This is a genomic window from Brevundimonas sp. Br13 (assembly GCF_055391505.1).
The window spans coordinates 174,341-192,135 of record NZ_AP044008.1 but is presented as its reverse complement, the minus strand read 5'-3'; the positions used below and the strand labels follow the sequence as shown (position 1 = coordinate 192,135).

Genomic DNA, 17,795 nt, shown 5'->3' with positions numbered 1-17,795 from the left:
TCGACTGTTATAAAGTAACAAGCTATAGGCCCGGTCATGTCCCCGCCGTCCGACCCGCCTGTCCTGCTGTCTCTCCTGGGAGGCGGCTTCGTCGCGGCCTTCCTGCATGCGGCCCTTCCGACCCACTGGCTGCCCTTCACCCTGGTGGGGCGGGCGCAGGGCTGGCGCGCGTCGCGGGTGCTGGCGGTGGTGGCCGTCGCCGGCCTGGCCCATATCGCCACCACCGCCCTGGTCGGCGGGCTGATCGTGGCGGCAGGCCTGGCGCTCGAGCGCTGGGTGGAGGGTCTGCTGCCGCATCTTGCCGCCGTCCTGCTGTTCCTGTTCGGCGCCTTCTATCTGGCGCGGGCCACGCTGAAACGCCCGGCCGTGGCGGGCGGCCCCGCGTTGGAGATCGCCGCCCCCGCCGTGTCGGACAAGGCGGCCTTCCTGGGGCTGGTGGCGATGATGGCCGTGTCCCCGGGCGAGGTTCTGCTGCCCATCTATCTGTCTTCGGCCTCGGAGGGGATGGCGGCCCTGGCCCTGTTGACCCTGATCTTCGCCCTGGGCACCATCGCCGGCATGGCCGTCTTCACGGCCCTGGCCAGCGCGGGCGCCTCGATCCTGCGGCTGGAGCGATGGGCGCGCTATGAAGGCGCGGTGCTGGGCCTGGCCCTGATCGGCCTGGGGCTGCTGGTCGCGCTGCACCAGCATTGATGGGATATTACATGATAACATTCAAAGCGTTATCATGTAGCAGCTTCGCTGTTTGCGGAATTGGCGTATAGGCGAGAGCCATGACAGCCCAGCCCGAAAACCCCTCCGCCCACCACGACCATGATCACGACCATGATCATGCGCACGACGGTCATCACCACGCGCACGGGGGGCGTCATCATCACCATCACGGCCATGGGCACGCCCATGGCCCCGTGGACACAGGAGACTGGCGCTACGCCGTCGGCCTGGCGGTCAATCTGGCCTTTGTGGTCTGCGAATTCGCGGCCGGGCTCATCGCGGATTCCACGGCGCTTCTGGCCGACGCCGGCCATAATCTGTCGGATGTCCTGGGCCTGGCCATGGCCGGCGGGGCGGCCTGGCTGGCGCGGCGCGGGGCGCACGGGGCGGCGGGCGGACGGAGCACCTACGGTTTCGGCAAGGCGACGGTCCTGGCGGCCCTGGCCAACGCCGTGCTGCTGATCTTCGCCTGCGGCGCCATCGCCTTCGAGGCCGTGCGGCGGTTTGCGGAACCGGCGCCGGTCGGCTCGGGCGTCATCATGGCGGTGGCCGCCGTCGGCTTCATCATCAATCTGGGCACGGCCCTGCTGTTCATGAAGTCCCAGCACGATCTGAACGCGCGCGGCGCCTATCTGCACATGATGGCCGACGCGGGGGTGTCCTTGGGCGTCGTCCTGGCGGGGGGCATGATTCTGCTGACCGGCTGGTCCGTGGTCGATCCGATCGTCAGCCTGGTCATCGTCGCCGTCATCCTGTGGTCGACCTGGGGCCTGCTGAAGGACTCGGTCCATCTGGCGATGGACGGGGCGCCGGACGACGTCGACATGACGGCGCTGGAACAGGGACTGTGCGCCCTGCCGGGCGTGCGCGCGGTGCACGACCTGCACGTCTGGGCCCTGTCCACGACCGAGACCGCCCTGACGGCCCACCTGGTCCACGACCGGCCGGACGGCGATACGCTTCTGCGAGAGGCCCAGGGTGTGGCGCGACGCCATGCGATCCGCCACACCACGCTCCAGCTGGAGAACGAACCCCTGCCGGACTGTCCGGGGTGTTGAGCCGCTGCGCTTAAGCCTGATCGAAGGTCAGCGGGGCGCCCCAGAAGCGGGCGATCAGGTCCGACTGAGGCCCGGCCTGGCCGGTGGTCAGGAAGTCGCGGCGGCCGCCGTCGCCCAGGGCGTATTCGGGATGGCGGGCGAAATAGCGATCCAGGGCGTCGGCCACCGCCGTCGGCTGTTCGATCAGGGCCGTCCCAGGCGGCAGGGCGGCGGCGAACAGTTCGGCGATGATCTCATAGTGGGTGCAGCCCAATATGGCCTTGTCCGGGTGGCGGCCGATGCGGCGGCGCAGCGCGTCCACGTGATCATTGACCACGACCGTCAGTTCTTCGACCGGGGCGCCCAGTTCGATCAGGCCGGCCAGGCCGGGGCAGGGTTCGCAGAAGACGGCGATGTCCTCGCGCCGTTTGTCGATCTCGATCTCGAACACGCGGCTGATGGCGGTGGCGGCGGTGCAGAAGACGCCGGTGATGTCCACCGCCTGGATCTTTTCGCCCTCCTGGGGGCGTTCGGCCTCGAAACTCCAGGGCAGGCCCGTCGCGGCCTCGATGGTGGGCACGATGATGCCCAGCACGTTCACAGGTCGGCCCAGCCGTTCGCGCAGGCCGGGGATCCAGGTCTGTTGCAGGCGACGCAGGGCGATGGCGCTGGCGGTGTTGCAGGCCAGGACCACGACCGAGGCGCCGGCCTCGAACAGCCGCTCGCACCCGGCCTTGGTCAGATCGACGATCTCCTCGCCGCCGCGCCCGCCGTAGGGGGCGTGGGCCTGGTCCGCCAGATAGACGAAGTCGCGCTGCGGGAACCGCCGCGTCAGTTCACGATGGACGGTCAGGCCGCCCACGCCGGAGTCGAAAACGCCAATAGCCATAGGCGCGCTTTAGAACAGTGCGACGATCCTTCCAACAAGATTACGGGGCTTTAACGGGTCGGACAGGTGACGATCCGCCCCGGCGCGCCTAAGTGTGACCGCGACATGACCTTTTCACGGAGCATTCCATGCACAGACGCCAGCTTCTCATCGCGGGCGGCAGCCTGATGGCCCTCTCGGCCTGCGCCTCCACCGGCTCCGGCGCCGCCCCGGCCGGCTCGGCGCCCGCCGCCATGGACCTCGCCGAAGAGGCCCGGATCGCCCGCGCCGTCCTGCCCAAGGCGACGCCGAAGGCCGAACTGCTCCAGCCCTGGACCGGCCCCTATGACGGCGTGCCGCCTTTCGACAAGGTGACCCCGGCCAAGCTGCGCGAGGCCATGCTGGAAGGCATCGAACTGCAGCGCGCCGACATCGCCGCCATCGCGAACAATCCGGAAGCCCCCACCTTCGCCAACACCATGACGGCGCTGGAGCTGGCCGGCGAGCCGCTGGACCGCGCATCCAACCTCTATGGGGTCATGACCTCCAACATCGGCGGCGAGGCCTATGACGCCGTCGACACCGAACTGTCGCCGATCCTGTCGGCGGCCTCGGACGAGATCACCTTCAACGAAAAACTGTTCCAGCGCATCAAGACGGTCGCCGACAACGCCGACGCCATGGGCCTCAGCCCCCAGCAGAAGCGTCTGGCCGAACGCCGCCGCGACGCCTTCATCCGCTCCGGCGCCAATCTGGACGCGGCCGGCAAGGCCGAGCTGGGCCGGATCAACACCGCCCTGTCCAACGCCTTCACTCGCTTCGGCCAGAAGGTCGTCGCCGATGAGAACAGCTGGACCCTGATCCCCAACGAAGCCGGCGTCGCCGGCCTGCCGGCCTCGAACAAGGCCGCCGCCGCCGCGGCCGCGCGCAGCCGCAATCTGCAGGGCTGGGCCATTCTGAACACCCGTTCGGCGGTCGATCCCTTCCTGACCTTCGCCGACGACCGGGCCCTGCGCGAACAGGTCTGGAAGAAGTTCGTCAACCGCGGAGACAACGGCGACGCCAACGACACCAACGCCACCATCGCCGAGATCGTGAAACTGCGCGACCAGCGGGCGAAGCTGCTGGGCTACAAAAACCATGCCGAACTGCGGATGCAGGACACCATGGCCAAGACTCCGGCCAATGCGCAAAATCTGATGGACCGCGTCTGGGCCCCGGCCAAGGCCCGCGTCGCCGAAGAGGTCGCCGACATGAAGGCGATCGCCGGTTTCGACATCGAACCCTGGGACTATCTCTACTTCGCCGAGAAGGTGCGTAAGGCCAAGTACGACCTGGATCAGAACCAGCTGAAGCCCTATTTCGAGCTGAACGCGGTCCGCGCCGGCTCCTTCGCCATGGCCGAGCGTCTGTACGGCTTCAAATTCACCAAACTGCCCAAGGGCTCAGTTCCGACCTTCGAGCCGGACGTCGAGGTCTATGAGCTGCACGACAAGGCCACCGGCAAGCTGATCGGCCTGTATTACACTGACGACTACGCCCGTCCGGGCAAGCGTTCGGGCGCCTGGATGACCACCTATCGGTCCTTCTCGACCCTGGACGGATCCAAGGTGATCCTGGGCTCCAACAACAACAACTTCACCAAGCCCGAGCCGGGCGAGCCGGTGCTGATCTCGCTGGACGACGCCGAGACCCTGTTCCACGAGTTCGGCCACACCCTGCACTATTTCTCGTCGAACGTGACCTATCCGTCCTTCGGCAACACCCCGCGCGACTTCGTCGAATATCCGTCGCAGGTGCACGAGCACTGGGTGCTGAGCCGGCCGATTCTGGACGGCTATCTGAAACACTATCAGACCGGCGAAGCCATGCCCCAGGCCCTGGTGGACAAGATCCAGGCCTCGTCCACCTTCAACCAGGGCTATGCGACCGTCAGCTACCTGTCTTCGGCCATCGTCGACATGGATCTGCACACCCAGGCGACGCCTCCGACCGATATCGACGCCTTCGAAAAGGCCAGCCTGACGCGGATCGGCATGCCCAAGGAGATCGTGATGCGGCACCGCCTGCCGCAGTTCAATCACCTGTTCACGTCCGACGCCTATTCGGCCGGCTACTATAGCTACCTGTGGTCCGAGACGATGGACGCTGACACCTGGGCCTATTTCGAGGAGTCGGGCGACGTCTTCAATCCGGACATCGCCGGCCGGTTCAAGTCGATCATGCTGGCGCCGGGCAACACCACCGACCGGGCCGAGGCCTACCGCGCCTTCCGCGGCCGCGACCCCGACGTGGCGGCTCTGCTGAAGGTCCGGGGCTTCCCGGTTTCCTGATCCGGGGGCCTGTTTGAGGCCCGAACGGGCTGAATGACGTTTGCGGCCGGCGGAGCGATCCGCCGGCCGTTTCGTTTGCGCGCGGTCTGGCCTAAGTCGGGAGGACTGCCGAAGAAAGAAGAAGCGCCCATGCCCGTCGTCGCCTCCTACGTCTATCGCGACGGTCAAAGGGAGCGCGCCGCGCCTCTGACCCCCGAAGGACTGGCCCTGCAACCCGGCGAGTTCGTCTGGATCGGCCTGCACGACCCGACCGACGCCGAGTTCGAGGTTCTGGTCCGGCGCTTCAACCTGCACCCCCTGGCGGTCGAAGACGCCCTGTCGGCCCATCAGATGCCCAAGGTCGAGGTCTATGGGCGCGAACTGTTCGTGGTCGCTCGGACGGCGGAAAAGATCGAGGACCATATCCAGTACGGCGAAACCCACGTCTTTGTGGGGGATGACCACGTCATCAGCATCCGTCACGGCTCGAACCGCGCCCACACGGCCCTGCGGACCCAGCTGGAGGCCTCGCCGGCCCAGCTGCGGGCCGGGCCGGACTTTGTGCTGCACGGCGTTCTCGACTTCATCGTCGACGCCTATGTGCCCATCGTCGATCATTCCGAGGACGCCGTGCTGGAGATCGAGCAGAGGGCGTTGGAGGCGTTTCTGTCGCGCAACGAAATCCGCCGCCTGTTCACCCTTCGCCGCGAACTGCTGAAGTTTCGCCGCATCCTGGGGCCGATGGAGGAGGTGGCGGGCAAGCTCCAGTCGCTGGACCTGCCCTGTATCGACCCCGACGTCCGACCCTATTTCCGCGACGTCGGCGATCATGTCCGACGGGTCAACAGCCGCCTGAACGGCCTGACCGAAATCCTGTCGTCCGTCTTTGAAGTCGCCAATCTGCTGGAACAGCAGAGGCAGGGGGTCATCACCCGCAAGCTCGCCTCCTGGGCGGCGCTGCTGGCCGTGCCCACCGCCATCGCCGGCATCTACGGCATGAATTTCGAACACATGCCGGAACTGCACTGGCGCTACGGCTATCCGGCCGTCATGGCGGTGATCGCCGGGGTCTGCCTCGGCCTCTACGTCGCCTTCAAGCGGACCAGATGGCTGTGATGCAGAGCGCCGGCGAGGGACGCAGCGCCCCTCGCCGGTTCGCCGTTCAGCCTTCGTCGGACGCGGTCGCGGCGCGAACGACGGGACGGGCGTCCCGCGAGGCGCGGACATATTCGACGCGGCGGACGCGCGGCAGCTGGCGCAGAGCCTCGGCCCGCACAGCCGCGCGGCAGACGCCCCGATTGGTGATTCGGGTCGAGGTGAAGACGAGGTCGCGGCACAGACGCTCGGCCGCCTGATCGAGGCGGGCGTCGAAGGCGGCGGCGCCGGCCGTCGAGGCCAGGTCCAGATCGCCGAAGGGGATCCGGACGTCCTGAGCCAGGGCGGAGGAGGCGGACAGGACGGCGACGGCGAAGAGAACGGGGGAGAGAACCTTCATCGTTTTAGCTCCTAGGGAACGATAATCGCCCGAAATGGCGATGAAGGCGCAATAGCTTTCTTCTGTAACGGCGCAGTGAGGATTGCGGCGCCGATCTGCGACAGTTCAATTAAATCGGATTTAGGATGAGGGCGGGGATCAGCCGCTGTTCCTCAGCCCCGCCGCCACCCCGTTGATCGCCAGCAGGATTCCCTCGCGCACCCGCGGATCTTCGTCGCCGGCGCGGCGGCGGCGGATCAGCTCGATCTGCACATGGTTCAGCGGCTCGACATAGGGCATCCGCAGGCGGATCAGACGGTCCAGTTCCGGCTGGCCGCCCAGCAGCTTGTCATGGCCGGTGATGGCCAGGATGGCGTCGTGCGTCCTCTGCCATTCGTCGCGGATTTCGCCGTAGATGCGGGCGGCCAGACCCGCGTCGCTGACCAGGGTGGCGTAGCGGCGGGCGATGGTCATGTCCGACTTGGCCATGACCATCTCCATGTTCTGAACCAAGGTCTTGAAGAAGGGCCAGGCCTCGGCCATCGCCTTCAGCTCGTCCATGTCGCAGCCCTGGACCGCCGAGCCGAAGCCGAACCAGCCGGGCAGCATGACCCGGCTCTGGGACCAGCTGAACACCCACGGAATGGCGCGCAGATCCTCGATCCGGGTCGAGGCGGTCCGCGACGACGGGCGCGAGCCGATCTTCAGATCGGCGATCTCGGCGATGGGGGTGGCGGCGCGGTAATAGTCGACGAAGCCCTGGGTCTCATAGACCAGCTTGCGATAGGCGGCCATCGACCGGGCCGACAGGTCCGACAGGGTGGCGCCGTGTTCGGCGGTGAAGGCCTGGTCCCGTCCCTGGCCCAGGGAGGCCAGCACGGCGCCGCAGGTCAGGGCGTCCAGATTGCGCAGGGCGATCTCCGGCTCGCCGTATTTGTTGGCGATGACCTCGCCCTGTTCGGTCGTGCGGATCCGGCCCTGGACCGTGCCCTCCGGCTGGGCCAGGACCCCAGCGAAGGCCGAGCCGCCGCCGCGTCCGACCGTGCCGCCGCGCCCGTGGAACAGCTGCAGCTTCAGACCGGCGGCTTGGGTGACCTCGACCAGGGCGCGCGACGCCTCGTGCAGCTCCCAGCCCGAAGTCAGATAGGAGCCGTCCTTGTTGGAGTCGGAATAGCCGATCATCACCTCCTGCACCCCGCGCGCCTTGGCGACGGCCAGGGCGGAGGGTTCCTTCAGCAGCCGCTCCAGGGTGGGGCGGGAGGCGCGCAGGTCCTCGATGGTCTCGAACAGGGGCGCCGCCTGGATCGGGCAGGCGGCGGGGTCTTCGGGGCGGTAAAGCCCGACCTCCTTCAGCAGCAGATAGACCTCCAAGAGGTCCGAGGCCGCGTCGGTCTTGGAGACGATATGGGTGCGGATCGCCTGGGGGCCGAAGGCGGCCAGGGCGTCGGCGGCGGCCTGGAGGATGGCCCGCTCCTTCAGGGTCTCGGCCGCATAGTCGGCATAGGGGCTGAACAGCAGGCGCGGCGAGGCCAGTTCGGCCGCCAGCACCGCCAGCCGGCCCTCCTCGTCCAGGGCGGAATAGTCGTCGCAGACCCCGGCCGTCTTCAGCAGATCGGCGACGACCCGCTCATGGACATCCGAGTTCTGGCGCAGGTCCAGGGTCGCCATGTGGAAGCCGAAGATTTCCACCGCCGTGATCAGATCGTTCAGCCGGTCGTCGGCGAACACCTCGCCGTGGTGCGAGACCAGGCTGTCGCGCAGGATTCGCAGATCGGCCTCGAAGGCGTCTGGGCCGGGATAGGCTTCGGCTGCAACGGCCGCGCGGCGGGGGGGCTGTGCGCCGCCCCGCGCCTCATAGGTGGCGGCCAGACGCGCATAGACCCCGGTCAGGGCGCGGCGATAGGGCTCGTCCGCCCGGTGCGGCGACGGGTCCTGGGCGGCGTCGGCCAGGGCCGCCAGTTCCGGCGAGACCTCGGCCAGTTCCGCCGCCAGGCTGAGCTCGGCGCCCAGGGCGTGGACCTCTTCCAGATAGAAGCCCAGGACCGCCCGCGCCTGGGTGCGGAAGGCGGCGCTCAGCACCGCGCCGTCCACGTTCGGATTGCCGTCCCGGTCGCCCCCGACCCAGGTGCCCACCCGCAGGAAGGGCTGAAGCTGGGGCGCGTCCAGCAGACGACGCCAGGCCGACAGCTGTTTCGGCGCGACCCGCAGGAAGATGCGGTCCAGGAAGGAGACGACGGTGTCGATCTCGTCCTGCACCACCAGACCCTGGGTGCGCACCAGGCGGGTGGCCCACAGGATGACGATCTGGCGGCGCAGGGGTTCGTTGATCTGGGCCGTCGAACAGGCGTCGCCGGCCTTGTCGCAGGAATCCAGCAGATCGGAGATGGCGGTGATCCGGTCGATGACGCTCTTGCGCCGCACCTCGGACGGGTGGGCGGTCAGGACCGGCGAGATCAGGGCCTCGTCCAGCAGGGCGCGCACCGCCGCCTTGTCGATCTTCTGATCGGCCAGCCGCAGCAAGGCGCCCTCGGGCGTGTCGGGACGCGCGCCGGCCTCGGCCTGGTGCTGGGCGCGTCGGCGGGTGGCCCGGTCCTCGGCGATGTTGGCGAGCAGGGAAAAGAGGGCGAAACCGTGCGCCAGACCCGCCGCCTGATCCACGCTCATGGCGGTCAGCAGCTTCTCCAGCCGCTTCGCCGGATGGGAGGCGGGGTCGCGGTGATAGGCGACGGAGGCCTGGCGCACGGCCTCGACGTGTTCGAACAGGGCCTCTCCGCCTTCGGCGCGAATGACCTCGCCCAGAAGCCCGCCCAGCAGTCGGACTTCTTCGCGCAGGGCGTCGTCGGCGGCAGGGCTCATCATCGGCGAATATCCTCGGTCGGCGTGGGGAGAAGCCCATCTGAGGGGCCGCAAACACGCCCGTCAACGCACGATCCGTGACAGCCGCCCTCAGCTCCAATCGTGGTGAACGCCCGTTAGGATTTCTTAACTGAGCGCATGGCAGCATGGGGGTGAAGGATTCCGCCCCGTGTCCATGTTCGCCAAACGCCAGTCCGCCCTCGCCGCCGCCGCCGGCGCCCCGCCGGCGCCGCGCGCCAAGCCGAGTCTGAAACCCGTCGTCGCCGTGCTGAAGAAGCCGCCGGTGGTCGCGGCCCTGGCCGGCGTCTTCCTGCTGACCTCGACCGCCCTCTTCTTGACCGTCCTGGGCGACCCGCGCGCCGGCACGCCTTCGGCCCGCATCGCCCTGGACCGGGCGCCGGCCGCGCCGGACGCCCCCGCCCCGACCGGATTCGAAGCCTTCTCCATGGGAGCCATGGGCCTTTATCAGGATTTGACGGGAAGCGGCGATCCGTCGGGCGCGGCGGGCGGCGAGGCCTTGATCACCCTGCCGGACGGCGCTTCCGTCGCGGGCGGCGCCAGCTACAGCGCCCCGGTCCAGCCGGCCTCGCCCCTGCCCAAGGCGCCGATCGCCGGCCTGTCCCAGCCCGGCCCCAGCGGTCCCCTGCCGATGATCGCGCCCGACGGCCGCGTCCCGGCCCAGGCCTACGCCCGGCCCTTCCGCTCGAACGGCAAGCCGCGCGTGGCCCTGATCGTCGGCGGCCTGGGGCTGAACGCCGTCACCACCCGCGCCGCCATCGAACGCCTGCCGGCCGAGGTGACCCTCAGCTTCGTCCCCTATGCCGACAATCTCCAGTCCTGGATCGACCAGGCCCGGGCCCAGGGCCATGAGGTCATGCTGGAAATGCCGATGGAGCCCAGCGGCTATCCCGACAACGACCCCGGCCCCTATACGCTTTTGGCCAACGGCACGCCCGACGATGTCGAGGCCAAGCTGGACTGGCTGCTGGGTCGCGCCACAGGCTATTTCGGCGTGACCAACTATCTGGGCGACCGGTTCGCGACCTCCGACACGGGCATGAACGCCTTCCTGCTGATCCTGCGCCAGCGCGGCGTCGCCTTCCTGGACGACGGTTCTTTCCAGCGCCGTCCCGGCGCCTGGGCTCGGGCCAGCGCCGACAAGGTCATCGACCAGACCCAGTCGCCCGCCGCCATCATCGGCGCCCTGAACAGTCTGGAAGCCCAGGCCAAGCTGCGCGGCTCGGCGATGGGGACCGGCTTCGCCTATCCCGTCACCGTCGAGGCCGCCGCCCGCTGGACCGCCGGCCTGGACCAGCGCGGCCTGCAACTGGCGCCGGCGTCTGCGATGACGCTTCGGCCGGGGCGCTGAGAAGTGGCGAGTGGCGAGTGGCGAGTGGCGAGTGAGAACGCTCGCCGTCCGAGCGCATGGATGTGGCCGTGCGTCCTCGCCACTCGCCACTCGCCACTCGCCACTCGATGACCGACCTCACCCTCTACCGCCCCAATGTCGGGGTCGTGCTGTTCAACGGCGCAGGCCAGGTCTGGTACGGTCGCCGTCACGCCACCCCCGGCCCTTATAACTGGCAGTTTCCGCAAGGCGGCGTGGATGAGGGCGAGGATCTGCTGGCCGCCGCACTGCGCGAGTTGAAGGAAGAGACCGGCGTGACCTCGGTGGAGTTCCTCGCCCGGACCGACGACTGGATCCTGTACGACTTTCCGCCCGAGGCGATGGACAATCCCAAGGCCTGGCGCGGCTTCAAGGGGCAGCGCCAGCAGTGGTTCGCCTTCCGCTTCACCGGCCAGGACAGCGAGATCGACCTGCAGGCCGACGAGGAGATCGAGTTCGACGCCTGGCGCTGGGGCGATCTGTCCGAGGCCTGCGACCTGATCGTGCCGTTCAAACGCCCGGCCTATGAACAGGTGGTCGCCGCCTTCGCGCACCTGGCGACATAAAAAAGGGCGGCGCGAACGCCGCCCTTCTCCAGTTCTGTGGGACCGATCAGGCCGCCTTGGGCTTCTCGGTCTTGCCCTCGATCAGGGGCTGGGCGCCACCGATCTCGATCCGGCGGGGCTTCAGCGCCTCGGGCAGCTCGCGCTTCAGCGAGATCGACAGCAGGCCGTTGACCAGATCGGCCTCGGTCACGACCACATAGTCGGCCAGCTGGAAGCGGCGTTCGAAGTCGCGCTCGGCCAGGCCGCGGTGCAGATAGGTCTTCTGCGCGGCGGCGTCGTCATTGGCGGTCTTGCGCCCGGTCACGGTCAGCAGATTCTCCTTCACCTCGATGTTCAGCTCGTCGGGAGAAAATCCGGCGACGGCGATCTCGATGCGATAGGCGTTCTCGCCCGTGGTCTCGATATTGTACGGGGGATAGCCGCTGTCCTGGCTGGTCCGCGCGGCGGTTTCCAGCAGGTTGGCCAGGCGGTCGAAACCGACGGCCGAACGGTACAGCGGGGTGAAATCATAGGTACGCATCAGCATCCTCCTGAGGATCAGCAAGGTTGAGCCGCCCGGCGATTTGCCCGGACGGTGGGAGTTCAGACCGACGACCCGAAACCGGCCTCGTCCGTCCGGAGAGCCCGACATCGGCGCTCTCGGAGACAAAGATGGGAGGCGCAGATCGGCCGTCAAGGGGCGCCCGTGCTGCGACCGAATGTCGGTGTCTCGGGATCGTCATTTGCGCTCGGCCTCAGGTCTCTTAAGGAAGATGACCCGCACCAGGAGCCCGTCCCCCATGCGCCTTCATCTGCTCGGCCTCGCCGCCGTCCTCGTCGCCCTTCCCGCCGCCGCCCAAACCGTCCCAGCCCAGACGGAAGGCGCCTGGACCCCGCCGCGCTCGGCCCTGTCCAGCACCCTGCCGACCCTGGAGGAAGATAAGGCGCTTCAGGCCGCCGTCGCCGCCGAGACCCGCCCGGCCGAAGACCGCGCCCGCGACGCCGCCCGCCATCCTTACGAATCCCTGACCTTCTGGGGGCTGCAGCCCGGCATGACGGTGGTGGAGATCGAGCCCGGCCGCGCCAGCTGGTGGCGCCATATCCTCGAACCCTACGCCGCGGCGACCGGCGGTCGATACGTCGCCGTCAACCGCCCGCTGGAGACGATGGAGGTCGCCCCCGGTTCTGCCGACTTCATCCTGGTGGCCCGCGCCTTCCACAACTGGTCGCGCGACGGCCGCACCGAACCCTATCTGAAGGCCTTCTACGCCGCCCTGAAGCCCGGCGGCGTATTGGCGGTCGAGCAACACCGCAGCGCCGAAGGCCTGAACGTCGCCGACGTCGCCTCCACCGGCTATGTCCCGGAAAGCTATGTGATCCATGAGGCCCAGGACGCCGGCTTCGTGCTGGAGGCGCGCAGCGAGCTGAACGCCAATCCCAAGGACGACCACGACCATCCGTTCGGCGTCTGGACCCTGCCGCCGGTGCGCCAGTCCCAGGCCCGCGACGGCTCGGGGGCGCTGACCCCGGACCAGCGTGCGGCCTTCGACGCGATCGGCGAAAGCGACCGTATGACCCTGCGTTTCCGCAAACCCGAATAGTCTCTTTTGACCCGCGTCGCGAACGTGGGTAAGCCCGTTCGACCAAGGTTAGCCGGACGCGGGGGCCGGCTTCCGAGGGGGTGTTTTGATGGTTGATCTTTCTGCGACGTCCCACGGCCTGTCCCGCCGCTTCCTGCTGACCGGCGCGACCGGTCTGGCCCTGACCGGCCTGGCCGCCTGCGGCCGCAAGAAGGAGGCCGCTCCCGAGGCGCCGCCGGCCCCCTCCGGTCCGCCGGAAGGTTCGCTGGAATGGGCCGTCGCCGGCCCCTGGCGCGCCCAGGACCGGCCGCGCGACGCCTTTCGCCACCCGATGGAGACCCTGCGCTTCTTCGGTCTTCAGCCCAGTATGACGGTGGTCGAATTCTGGCCGGGCAGCGGCTGGTACACCGAAATCCTGGCCCCCTATCTGGCGCGCGGCAAGGGCAGCTATATCGCCGCCCTCTTTCCCGAGGGCCCCGCCGCCGACCCGGCCCAGACCGCGCTGAACGCCGCCTTCCAGACCCGGTTCAGTGCGGACAAGAAGCTGTACGGCGAGCCCCAGTTCACCACCTTCGGCGCGGCCTCCGGCCCCGTGGCGCCGGCCGGGACGGTGGACCTGTGCCTGTTCATGCGCACCCTGCACGGCTGGATGGCGGCGGGCATCGCCGAAAAGGCCTTCGCCGACGCCTTTGCGGCGCTCAAGCCCGGCGGGGTTCTGGGGGTGGTGCAGCACCGGCTGGCCCCGGAGGAGGACCAGGATCCGGTGGCCGCCAACGGCTATGTCCAGGAAGCCTTCGTCAAACAGCTGGCGGCCGAGGCCGGCTTCGTCTTCGTCGCGGCCTCCGAGATCAACGCCAATGAGAAGGACACCAAGGACCATCCGTTCGGTGTCGACACCCTGCCGCCGATGCGTCTGACCGCTCCCCAGGGCCAGCCCGCCGACCCGACCTTCGACCGATCCAAGTTTGAAGCGATCGGCGAAAGCGACCGTATGACCTTGAAGTTCAGGAAGCCCGAGTGAACCGCGCCCAAGCCTTCGCCGCCAACGCACCCCTTATGGGGGTTCCCGGCGCGTCCTCGCCGCCCGGCGGCAAGGGCGAATGGTATCGGGGCGCCGGCGGCATGCGGCTGCGCGCCGCCATTTGGAAGCCTTCCCACCTGACCGCGGAACAGCCGCGCGGCACCGTGGTGCTCAGCCCCGGCCGCACCGAGCCGATCGAGAAATATTTCGAGGTCATCGGCAACTTCCTGGCGCGCGGCTGGTGCGTCCTGACCCATGACTGGCGCGGCCAGGGCCTGTCGGCCCGGCTGCTGCCCGACCGGCTGAAGGGTCATGCCCGGGCGGTGGAGGAGTTTCTGGACGACTACGGCCGGCTGCTGGACGCCTTCGAGGACCAGTGCCCCAAGCCCTGGATCATGGTCGGCCATTCGATGGGCGCCTGTCTGAACCTGCTGACCCTGCAAGCCGGGGAGACCCGCTTCTCGGGCGCCGTCCTGTCCAGCCCCATGCTGCGGATCAAGACGGGCAAACGGTCGATGTGGTCGGTCAAGCTGGCCGTGCGCTGGAGCATCCGCCACGGCCATGCGGGCGACTATCTGCTGGGCGACCCGGACGATCCGTTCGACCACACCTTCGCCGAGGACGCCCTGACCTCGGACGAGACCCGCTATGAGATGTGGCGCCAGCAGCTGTACGCCTGCCCCCACCTGGCCATCGGCGGCCCCACCTACGGCTGGCTGGCCTTCGCCTTGGACGCCGGCGAGCGCGCGCTCAAGCCCAAGGCCCTCAAGACGGTCAAGATCCCCGTCTCCATCGTCCAGGCCGACGCCGACGACGTGGTCTGGAAACAGACCGCCCGCTGGGCCGCCAAACGCCTGGGCCGCGGCCGCTATGTCGAGGTCCCCGGCGCCAAGCACGAAGTCATCATGGAAGCCGACCCCATGCGCGCCGTCTTCCTCGACGAGTTCGACGCCATGGCGGAATATGTCTCCCCGCCGAAGGGGGCCGTGGCCGATCCGTCGGCGCGGGTCGAGGACGTGACGGAGGAGACGCCGTCGGTGGCGTGAGGGGCCTACCCCCCTGTCGTCATCCTCGGGCTTGCCCCGAGGATCGAACGATCCGCCGCTTGTGCGAAGGGGGCAAGCGCAGAGCTCGATCCGCGCCCGGTCCTCGGGTCAAGCCCGAGGATGACGGCAGGAGAGATTTGTGCCGCTGAGGTTAGGGCAAGGTCGGATTTCGGTGCCGAGGTCTATTTCGCAAATCGACCCTTACCGGCTCTTGCGAGGCTCCGCTTCTGGGCGAAGTGCCCATTGGAAAGGCCAGATGTCGTCTTTCCGGCGTCCGCAACCTACGCAGGTCTTCGGCGTCCGCAGCCAAGGTGCAACGTAGCCCTTCCCCGTGTCCGTGATGTCCCGTCGGCAGCGAGGGCATCGAAGCGAGTTCCCCATCAGCATCCAGAAAATCGGGCCGAGAAAAAACAGCGGCCAGAAAAACTGTGCGAGCGTGACGCCTACCAAGAGAAGGACAGCCGCACAGGCGAATAGCGGATAATACCAGCGCATGTTGGCCTACCTCTTCAGGTTATGAACGCTTACCGGGACCAATGTCCGCTATCCACCCTTTGCAGCCAATCCCGACGTCTGCTTTCAGGCCGCCGCCCGCTTCAGCGTCACCAGCGCCTGACCGATCAGCCGCTCATCCCCGACGGCCAAAATCTGTCCGCTGCCGTCCGGCGCCTCCCCGCGCCAGTTGACCACCCGGCCGCCGGCGGCCTCAATGACCGGGATCAGGGCCGACCAGTCCCAGGGTTTCAGGCTCGTCTCGGCGACCAGGTCCATCCTGCCCGCCGCCACCATGGCGTAGGCATAGGCGTCGCAGCCCAGGCGGGCCAGGCGGGCGGCGGCGCGGACCTGGGTCCAGGCGCCCAGTTCGGCGCCGTTGAAGATGTTCGGATCGGTGGTCGAGATGACGGCCTCGGTCAGATGCGCGCACGCCCGCACGGCGAGCGGCGTCTCGGTTTCGCCGCGCAGCAGCCGGGCGCCGGACGGGCCGCCGATGAAGATCTCGTCCAGATAGGGCTGGGCGATCACGCCGACGGTCGGCTTGCCGCCGACGCGCAGGGCGATCAGAGTGGTCCACAGCGGTAGGCCCGAGATGAAGGCCCGCGTCCCGTCGATGGGGTCCAGCACCCACACATGATCGGCGTCCGGCCGGTCCTCGCCGTATTCCTCGCCGATCACCCCGTGGTCGGGATAGCGTTCGGCGATCAGGCGGCGGATCGCCGCCTCGGCCTGTTTGTCGGCCTCGGTCACGGGGTCGAAGCCCTTGGCGCCGCCCTTGTCCTCATGGCCGATGTCGGAACGGAAGAAGGGCAGGGTGACGCGCGCGGCTGCGTGCGCCAGTTCCACGGCGAAGGATTCGAACTCGGTCATGCGCGGCTCTTAGAGCATGATCGGTCGGGACGGAACCGAAAGGGGCCCGGCTGAGGCGTCAGATCAGGCGGCGACGTCCTTTGAGTCGTGCAGCGACTTGGCCAGGTCCAGGAGGCGGCGGCGCGGCCGCTCTTCCAGCTGATAATAGGCCTGGATCAGATCCAGGGTCTCCTTGCGCGAGAAGACCTCCTGGGCCGTGGGCAGGCCGCCCTTGGTCTCCAGGGCTTCGGCGACGCCGTCGTAGAAATAGCTGACGGGCGTCTCCAGCGCCTGGGCCAGCTGCCACAGGCGGGCGGCCGAGATGCGGTTGGCGCCGCATTCGTATTTCTGAATCTGCTGGAAGCGGATGCCCACCTGCACGGCCAACTGCTGTTGCGTCAGCCCCAGCAGGCGACGGCGACGCCGCAGACGGCGGCCCAGGTGGAGATCGATGTCGGTGGCCATGGCCCCCAGGTCCTCATGTGCAACCCGTCCCGAACTGGTACGGCTCGCTCCAAATCACGCAATCCCCATGCCGCGACGGGGGCCGCGAGGCGCCGGCGAACCTCGCCAGGAATCGAAACGCCGGCGCGCAACCCGATCCGGGCGGACGCATTTAGTCGGCAGCTTGGCTTTTGAAGGAAGGGACCAAACTCATGGGCATTATCGCCTGGATCATCATCGGCATCGTCGCGGGCTGGCTCGCGGAACAGATCATGGGTCGTAACCACGGCCTGATCACCAATCTGATCGTCGGCGTCATCGGCGCCCTGATCGGCGGCTTCATCGCCGGCGCCCTGGGCATCAGCTGGGGCGGCTGGATCGGTTCGACCATCGTCGCCACCATCGGCGCCGTGATCCTTCTGTTCCTGTTGGGCCTGGTCAAGCGTCGCGCCTGACACCCGACTTAAGGCAATATAAGACGAAGGGGCGGTTCGCAGGAACCGCCCCTTCTTTTTGTCCGGCTCGGATCACCGACACAGGAAAGGCGGCCGGCTGAGCCGACCGCCTTCCAGGATCAAGCCTTCAGAGGCTTGCCGCGATCAGCCCTGGGGGCTGGCCGGCGGGGTCGTCGGATCGCTCGAGGTCGCGGGGTCCGTCGGTTCAGTCGGCGCCGGCTCGGCGGGCAGGGTCGGCGGCGTCGGTTCCGCCGCGTCGGGCGCAGTCGTCGGCTCGGGCGCGGTCGGGGACGTCATGGCGTCGTCAGCGGGCGGCGTCGTCGCGTCGGGGGTGGCGGAAGCCTCGCCCGCGATGGCGGCTGCGGCGTCGAACTCAGCCTTGGTGTAATCCACCTTAACGGCTTCGCCTTCCTGGCGAATGCCGTTCAGCGGCACGGCGCGAACCTGGCCGTCCGCGCCGCGGACAGTCAGCTCCTGAGCGCCCGAGGCGTTGGTCTGAACGCCTTCCAGCTTGCCCAGCTCGCCGTCAGGGCCTTGCACCGAGACGCCCGGCGTCAGTTGCAGGCTCTGTTGGCTCGAAGCTGCGGCCGCGGCGTCTGGAGAGGCCGGCGGGGTCGAGGCGGCGTCTTGGGCCAGGGCCGGCGCGGCGATCAGAAAGGCGGCGGCGGCGCTAGTCAGAAAAGCGGTCTTGATGTTCATGGGACTATACCCT

17 protein-coding genes are annotated in these 17,795 nt (G+C 68.2%); 10 read left to right on the top strand and 7 right to left on the bottom strand.

Annotation, left to right across the window (positions count from 1 at the left end; translation table 11 throughout):
* Window positions 1-36 precede the first annotated feature (36 nt).
* The gene (locus ACZ5M6_RS00950) at window positions 37-693 is read left to right on the top strand and encodes a hypothetical protein (protein ID WP_152949005.1); all 657 of its coding nucleotides are present in this window, start codon (window positions 37-39) and stop codon (window positions 691-693) included.
* Window positions 694-773: 80 nt separating this feature from the next.
* Window positions 774-1,772, top strand: coding sequence for a cation diffusion facilitator family transporter (locus ACZ5M6_RS00945; protein WP_464159286.1), 999 nt, complete (start codon window positions 774-776; stop codon window positions 1,770-1,772).
* A 10-nt stretch (window positions 1,773-1,782) separates the two neighbouring features.
* Here ACZ5M6_RS00945 and ACZ5M6_RS00940 read toward each other — a convergent pair whose 3' ends face one another.
* The gene (locus ACZ5M6_RS00940) at window positions 1,783-2,640 is read right to left on the bottom strand and encodes a glutamate racemase (RefSeq protein ID WP_054764079.1); all 858 of its coding nucleotides are present in this window, start codon (window positions 2,638-2,640) and stop codon (window positions 1,783-1,785) included.
* Window positions 2,641-2,768: 128 nt separating this feature from the next.
* On the opposite strand from ACZ5M6_RS00940, the gene ACZ5M6_RS00935 reads away from it, so the two are divergent.
* Window positions 2,769-4,952 (top strand): M3 family metallopeptidase, encoded by a 2,184-nt coding sequence (locus tag ACZ5M6_RS00935; RefSeq protein ID WP_464159284.1) that lies wholly within the window; start codon window positions 2,769-2,771, stop codon window positions 4,950-4,952.
* Between the two features lie 129 nt (window positions 4,953-5,081).
* Entirely contained in the window at window positions 5,082-6,047 is a 966-nt protein-coding gene (locus tag ACZ5M6_RS00930) for a magnesium and cobalt transport protein CorA (RefSeq protein WP_191554619.1), read from the top strand.
* Between the two features lie 46 nt (window positions 6,048-6,093).
* On the opposite strand, the gene ACZ5M6_RS00925 is transcribed toward ACZ5M6_RS00930, so the two are convergent.
* Together ACZ5M6_RS00925 and ppc are read right to left on the bottom strand one after the other, a co-directional pair.
* The gene (locus tag ACZ5M6_RS00925) at window positions 6,094-6,426 is read right to left on the bottom strand and encodes a UrcA family protein (RefSeq protein WP_464159282.1); all 333 of its coding nucleotides are present in this window, start codon (window positions 6,424-6,426) and stop codon (window positions 6,094-6,096) included.
* 138 nt (window positions 6,427-6,564) lie between these two features.
* A complete protein-coding gene (ppc, locus tag ACZ5M6_RS00920; RefSeq protein WP_464159280.1) occupies window positions 6,565-9,264 on the bottom strand; it encodes a phosphoenolpyruvate carboxylase in 2,700 nt (899 codons plus the stop codon).
* 172 nt (window positions 9,265-9,436) lie between these two features.
* Here ppc and ACZ5M6_RS00915 point away from each other — a divergent pair, with 172 nt between their 5' ends.
* Together ACZ5M6_RS00915 and ACZ5M6_RS00910 are read left to right on the top strand one after the other, a co-directional pair.
* The gene (locus tag ACZ5M6_RS00915; protein WP_082382551.1) at window positions 9,437-10,630 is read left to right on the top strand and encodes a divergent polysaccharide deacetylase family protein; all 1,194 of its coding nucleotides are present in this window, start codon (window positions 9,437-9,439) and stop codon (window positions 10,628-10,630) included.
* A gap of 107 nt (window positions 10,631-10,737) precedes the next feature.
* Entirely contained in the window at window positions 10,738-11,214 is a 477-nt protein-coding gene (locus ACZ5M6_RS00910) for an RNA pyrophosphohydrolase (protein WP_228186485.1), read from the top strand.
* A 46-nt stretch (window positions 11,215-11,260) separates the two neighbouring features.
* On the opposite strand, the gene ACZ5M6_RS00905 is transcribed toward ACZ5M6_RS00910, so the two are convergent.
* On the bottom strand, window positions 11,261-11,734 hold the full coding sequence (locus ACZ5M6_RS00905; RefSeq protein ID WP_464159278.1) for an Hsp20 family protein: 474 nt from the start codon (window positions 11,732-11,734) through the stop codon (window positions 11,261-11,263).
* A 259-nt stretch (window positions 11,735-11,993) separates the two neighbouring features.
* Between ACZ5M6_RS00905 and ACZ5M6_RS00900 the strand changes: the two genes are divergently transcribed.
* From ACZ5M6_RS00900 to ACZ5M6_RS00890, 3 genes are all read left to right on the top strand, one after another.
* Window positions 11,994-12,794 carry a class I SAM-dependent methyltransferase gene (locus ACZ5M6_RS00900; RefSeq protein ID WP_464159276.1) on the top strand — a complete coding sequence of 267 codons (801 nt, stop codon included), beginning with the start codon at window positions 11,994-11,996 and terminating at the stop codon, window positions 12,792-12,794.
* An 88-nt stretch (window positions 12,795-12,882) separates the two neighbouring features.
* The gene (locus ACZ5M6_RS00895; RefSeq protein ID WP_183218138.1) at window positions 12,883-13,794 is read left to right on the top strand and encodes a class I SAM-dependent methyltransferase; all 912 of its coding nucleotides are present in this window, start codon (window positions 12,883-12,885) and stop codon (window positions 13,792-13,794) included.
* On the top strand, window positions 13,791-14,840 hold the full coding sequence (locus tag ACZ5M6_RS00890; RefSeq protein WP_464159274.1) for an alpha/beta fold hydrolase: 1,050 nt from the start codon (window positions 13,791-13,793) through the stop codon (window positions 14,838-14,840). Before ACZ5M6_RS00895 ends, ACZ5M6_RS00890 begins: the two co-directional genes overlap by 4 nt.
* A gap of 579 nt (window positions 14,841-15,419) precedes the next feature.
* On the opposite strand, the gene hisN is transcribed toward ACZ5M6_RS00890, so the two are convergent.
* Both hisN and ACZ5M6_RS00880 read right to left on the bottom strand, forming a co-directional pair.
* Entirely contained in the window at window positions 15,420-16,205 is a 786-nt protein-coding gene (gene hisN, locus ACZ5M6_RS00885; protein WP_464159272.1) for a histidinol-phosphatase, read from the bottom strand.
* Between the two features lie 63 nt (window positions 16,206-16,268).
* The gene (locus ACZ5M6_RS00880; RefSeq protein WP_152948997.1) at window positions 16,269-16,649 is read right to left on the bottom strand and encodes a helix-turn-helix domain-containing protein; all 381 of its coding nucleotides are present in this window, start codon (window positions 16,647-16,649) and stop codon (window positions 16,269-16,271) included.
* A gap of 191 nt (window positions 16,650-16,840) precedes the next feature.
* On the opposite strand from ACZ5M6_RS00880, the gene ACZ5M6_RS00875 reads away from it, so the two are divergent.
* On the top strand, window positions 16,841-17,083 hold the full coding sequence (locus tag ACZ5M6_RS00875; RefSeq protein WP_007442559.1) for a GlsB/YeaQ/YmgE family stress response membrane protein: 243 nt from the start codon (window positions 16,841-16,843) through the stop codon (window positions 17,081-17,083).
* A gap of 144 nt (window positions 17,084-17,227) precedes the next feature.
* Here the strand turns inward: ACZ5M6_RS00875 and ACZ5M6_RS00870 are convergent, their stop codons facing one another.
* The gene (locus ACZ5M6_RS00870) at window positions 17,228-17,782 is read right to left on the bottom strand and encodes a hypothetical protein (RefSeq protein WP_464159270.1); all 555 of its coding nucleotides are present in this window, start codon (window positions 17,780-17,782) and stop codon (window positions 17,228-17,230) included.
* Window positions 17,783-17,795: the final 13 nt, after the last annotated feature.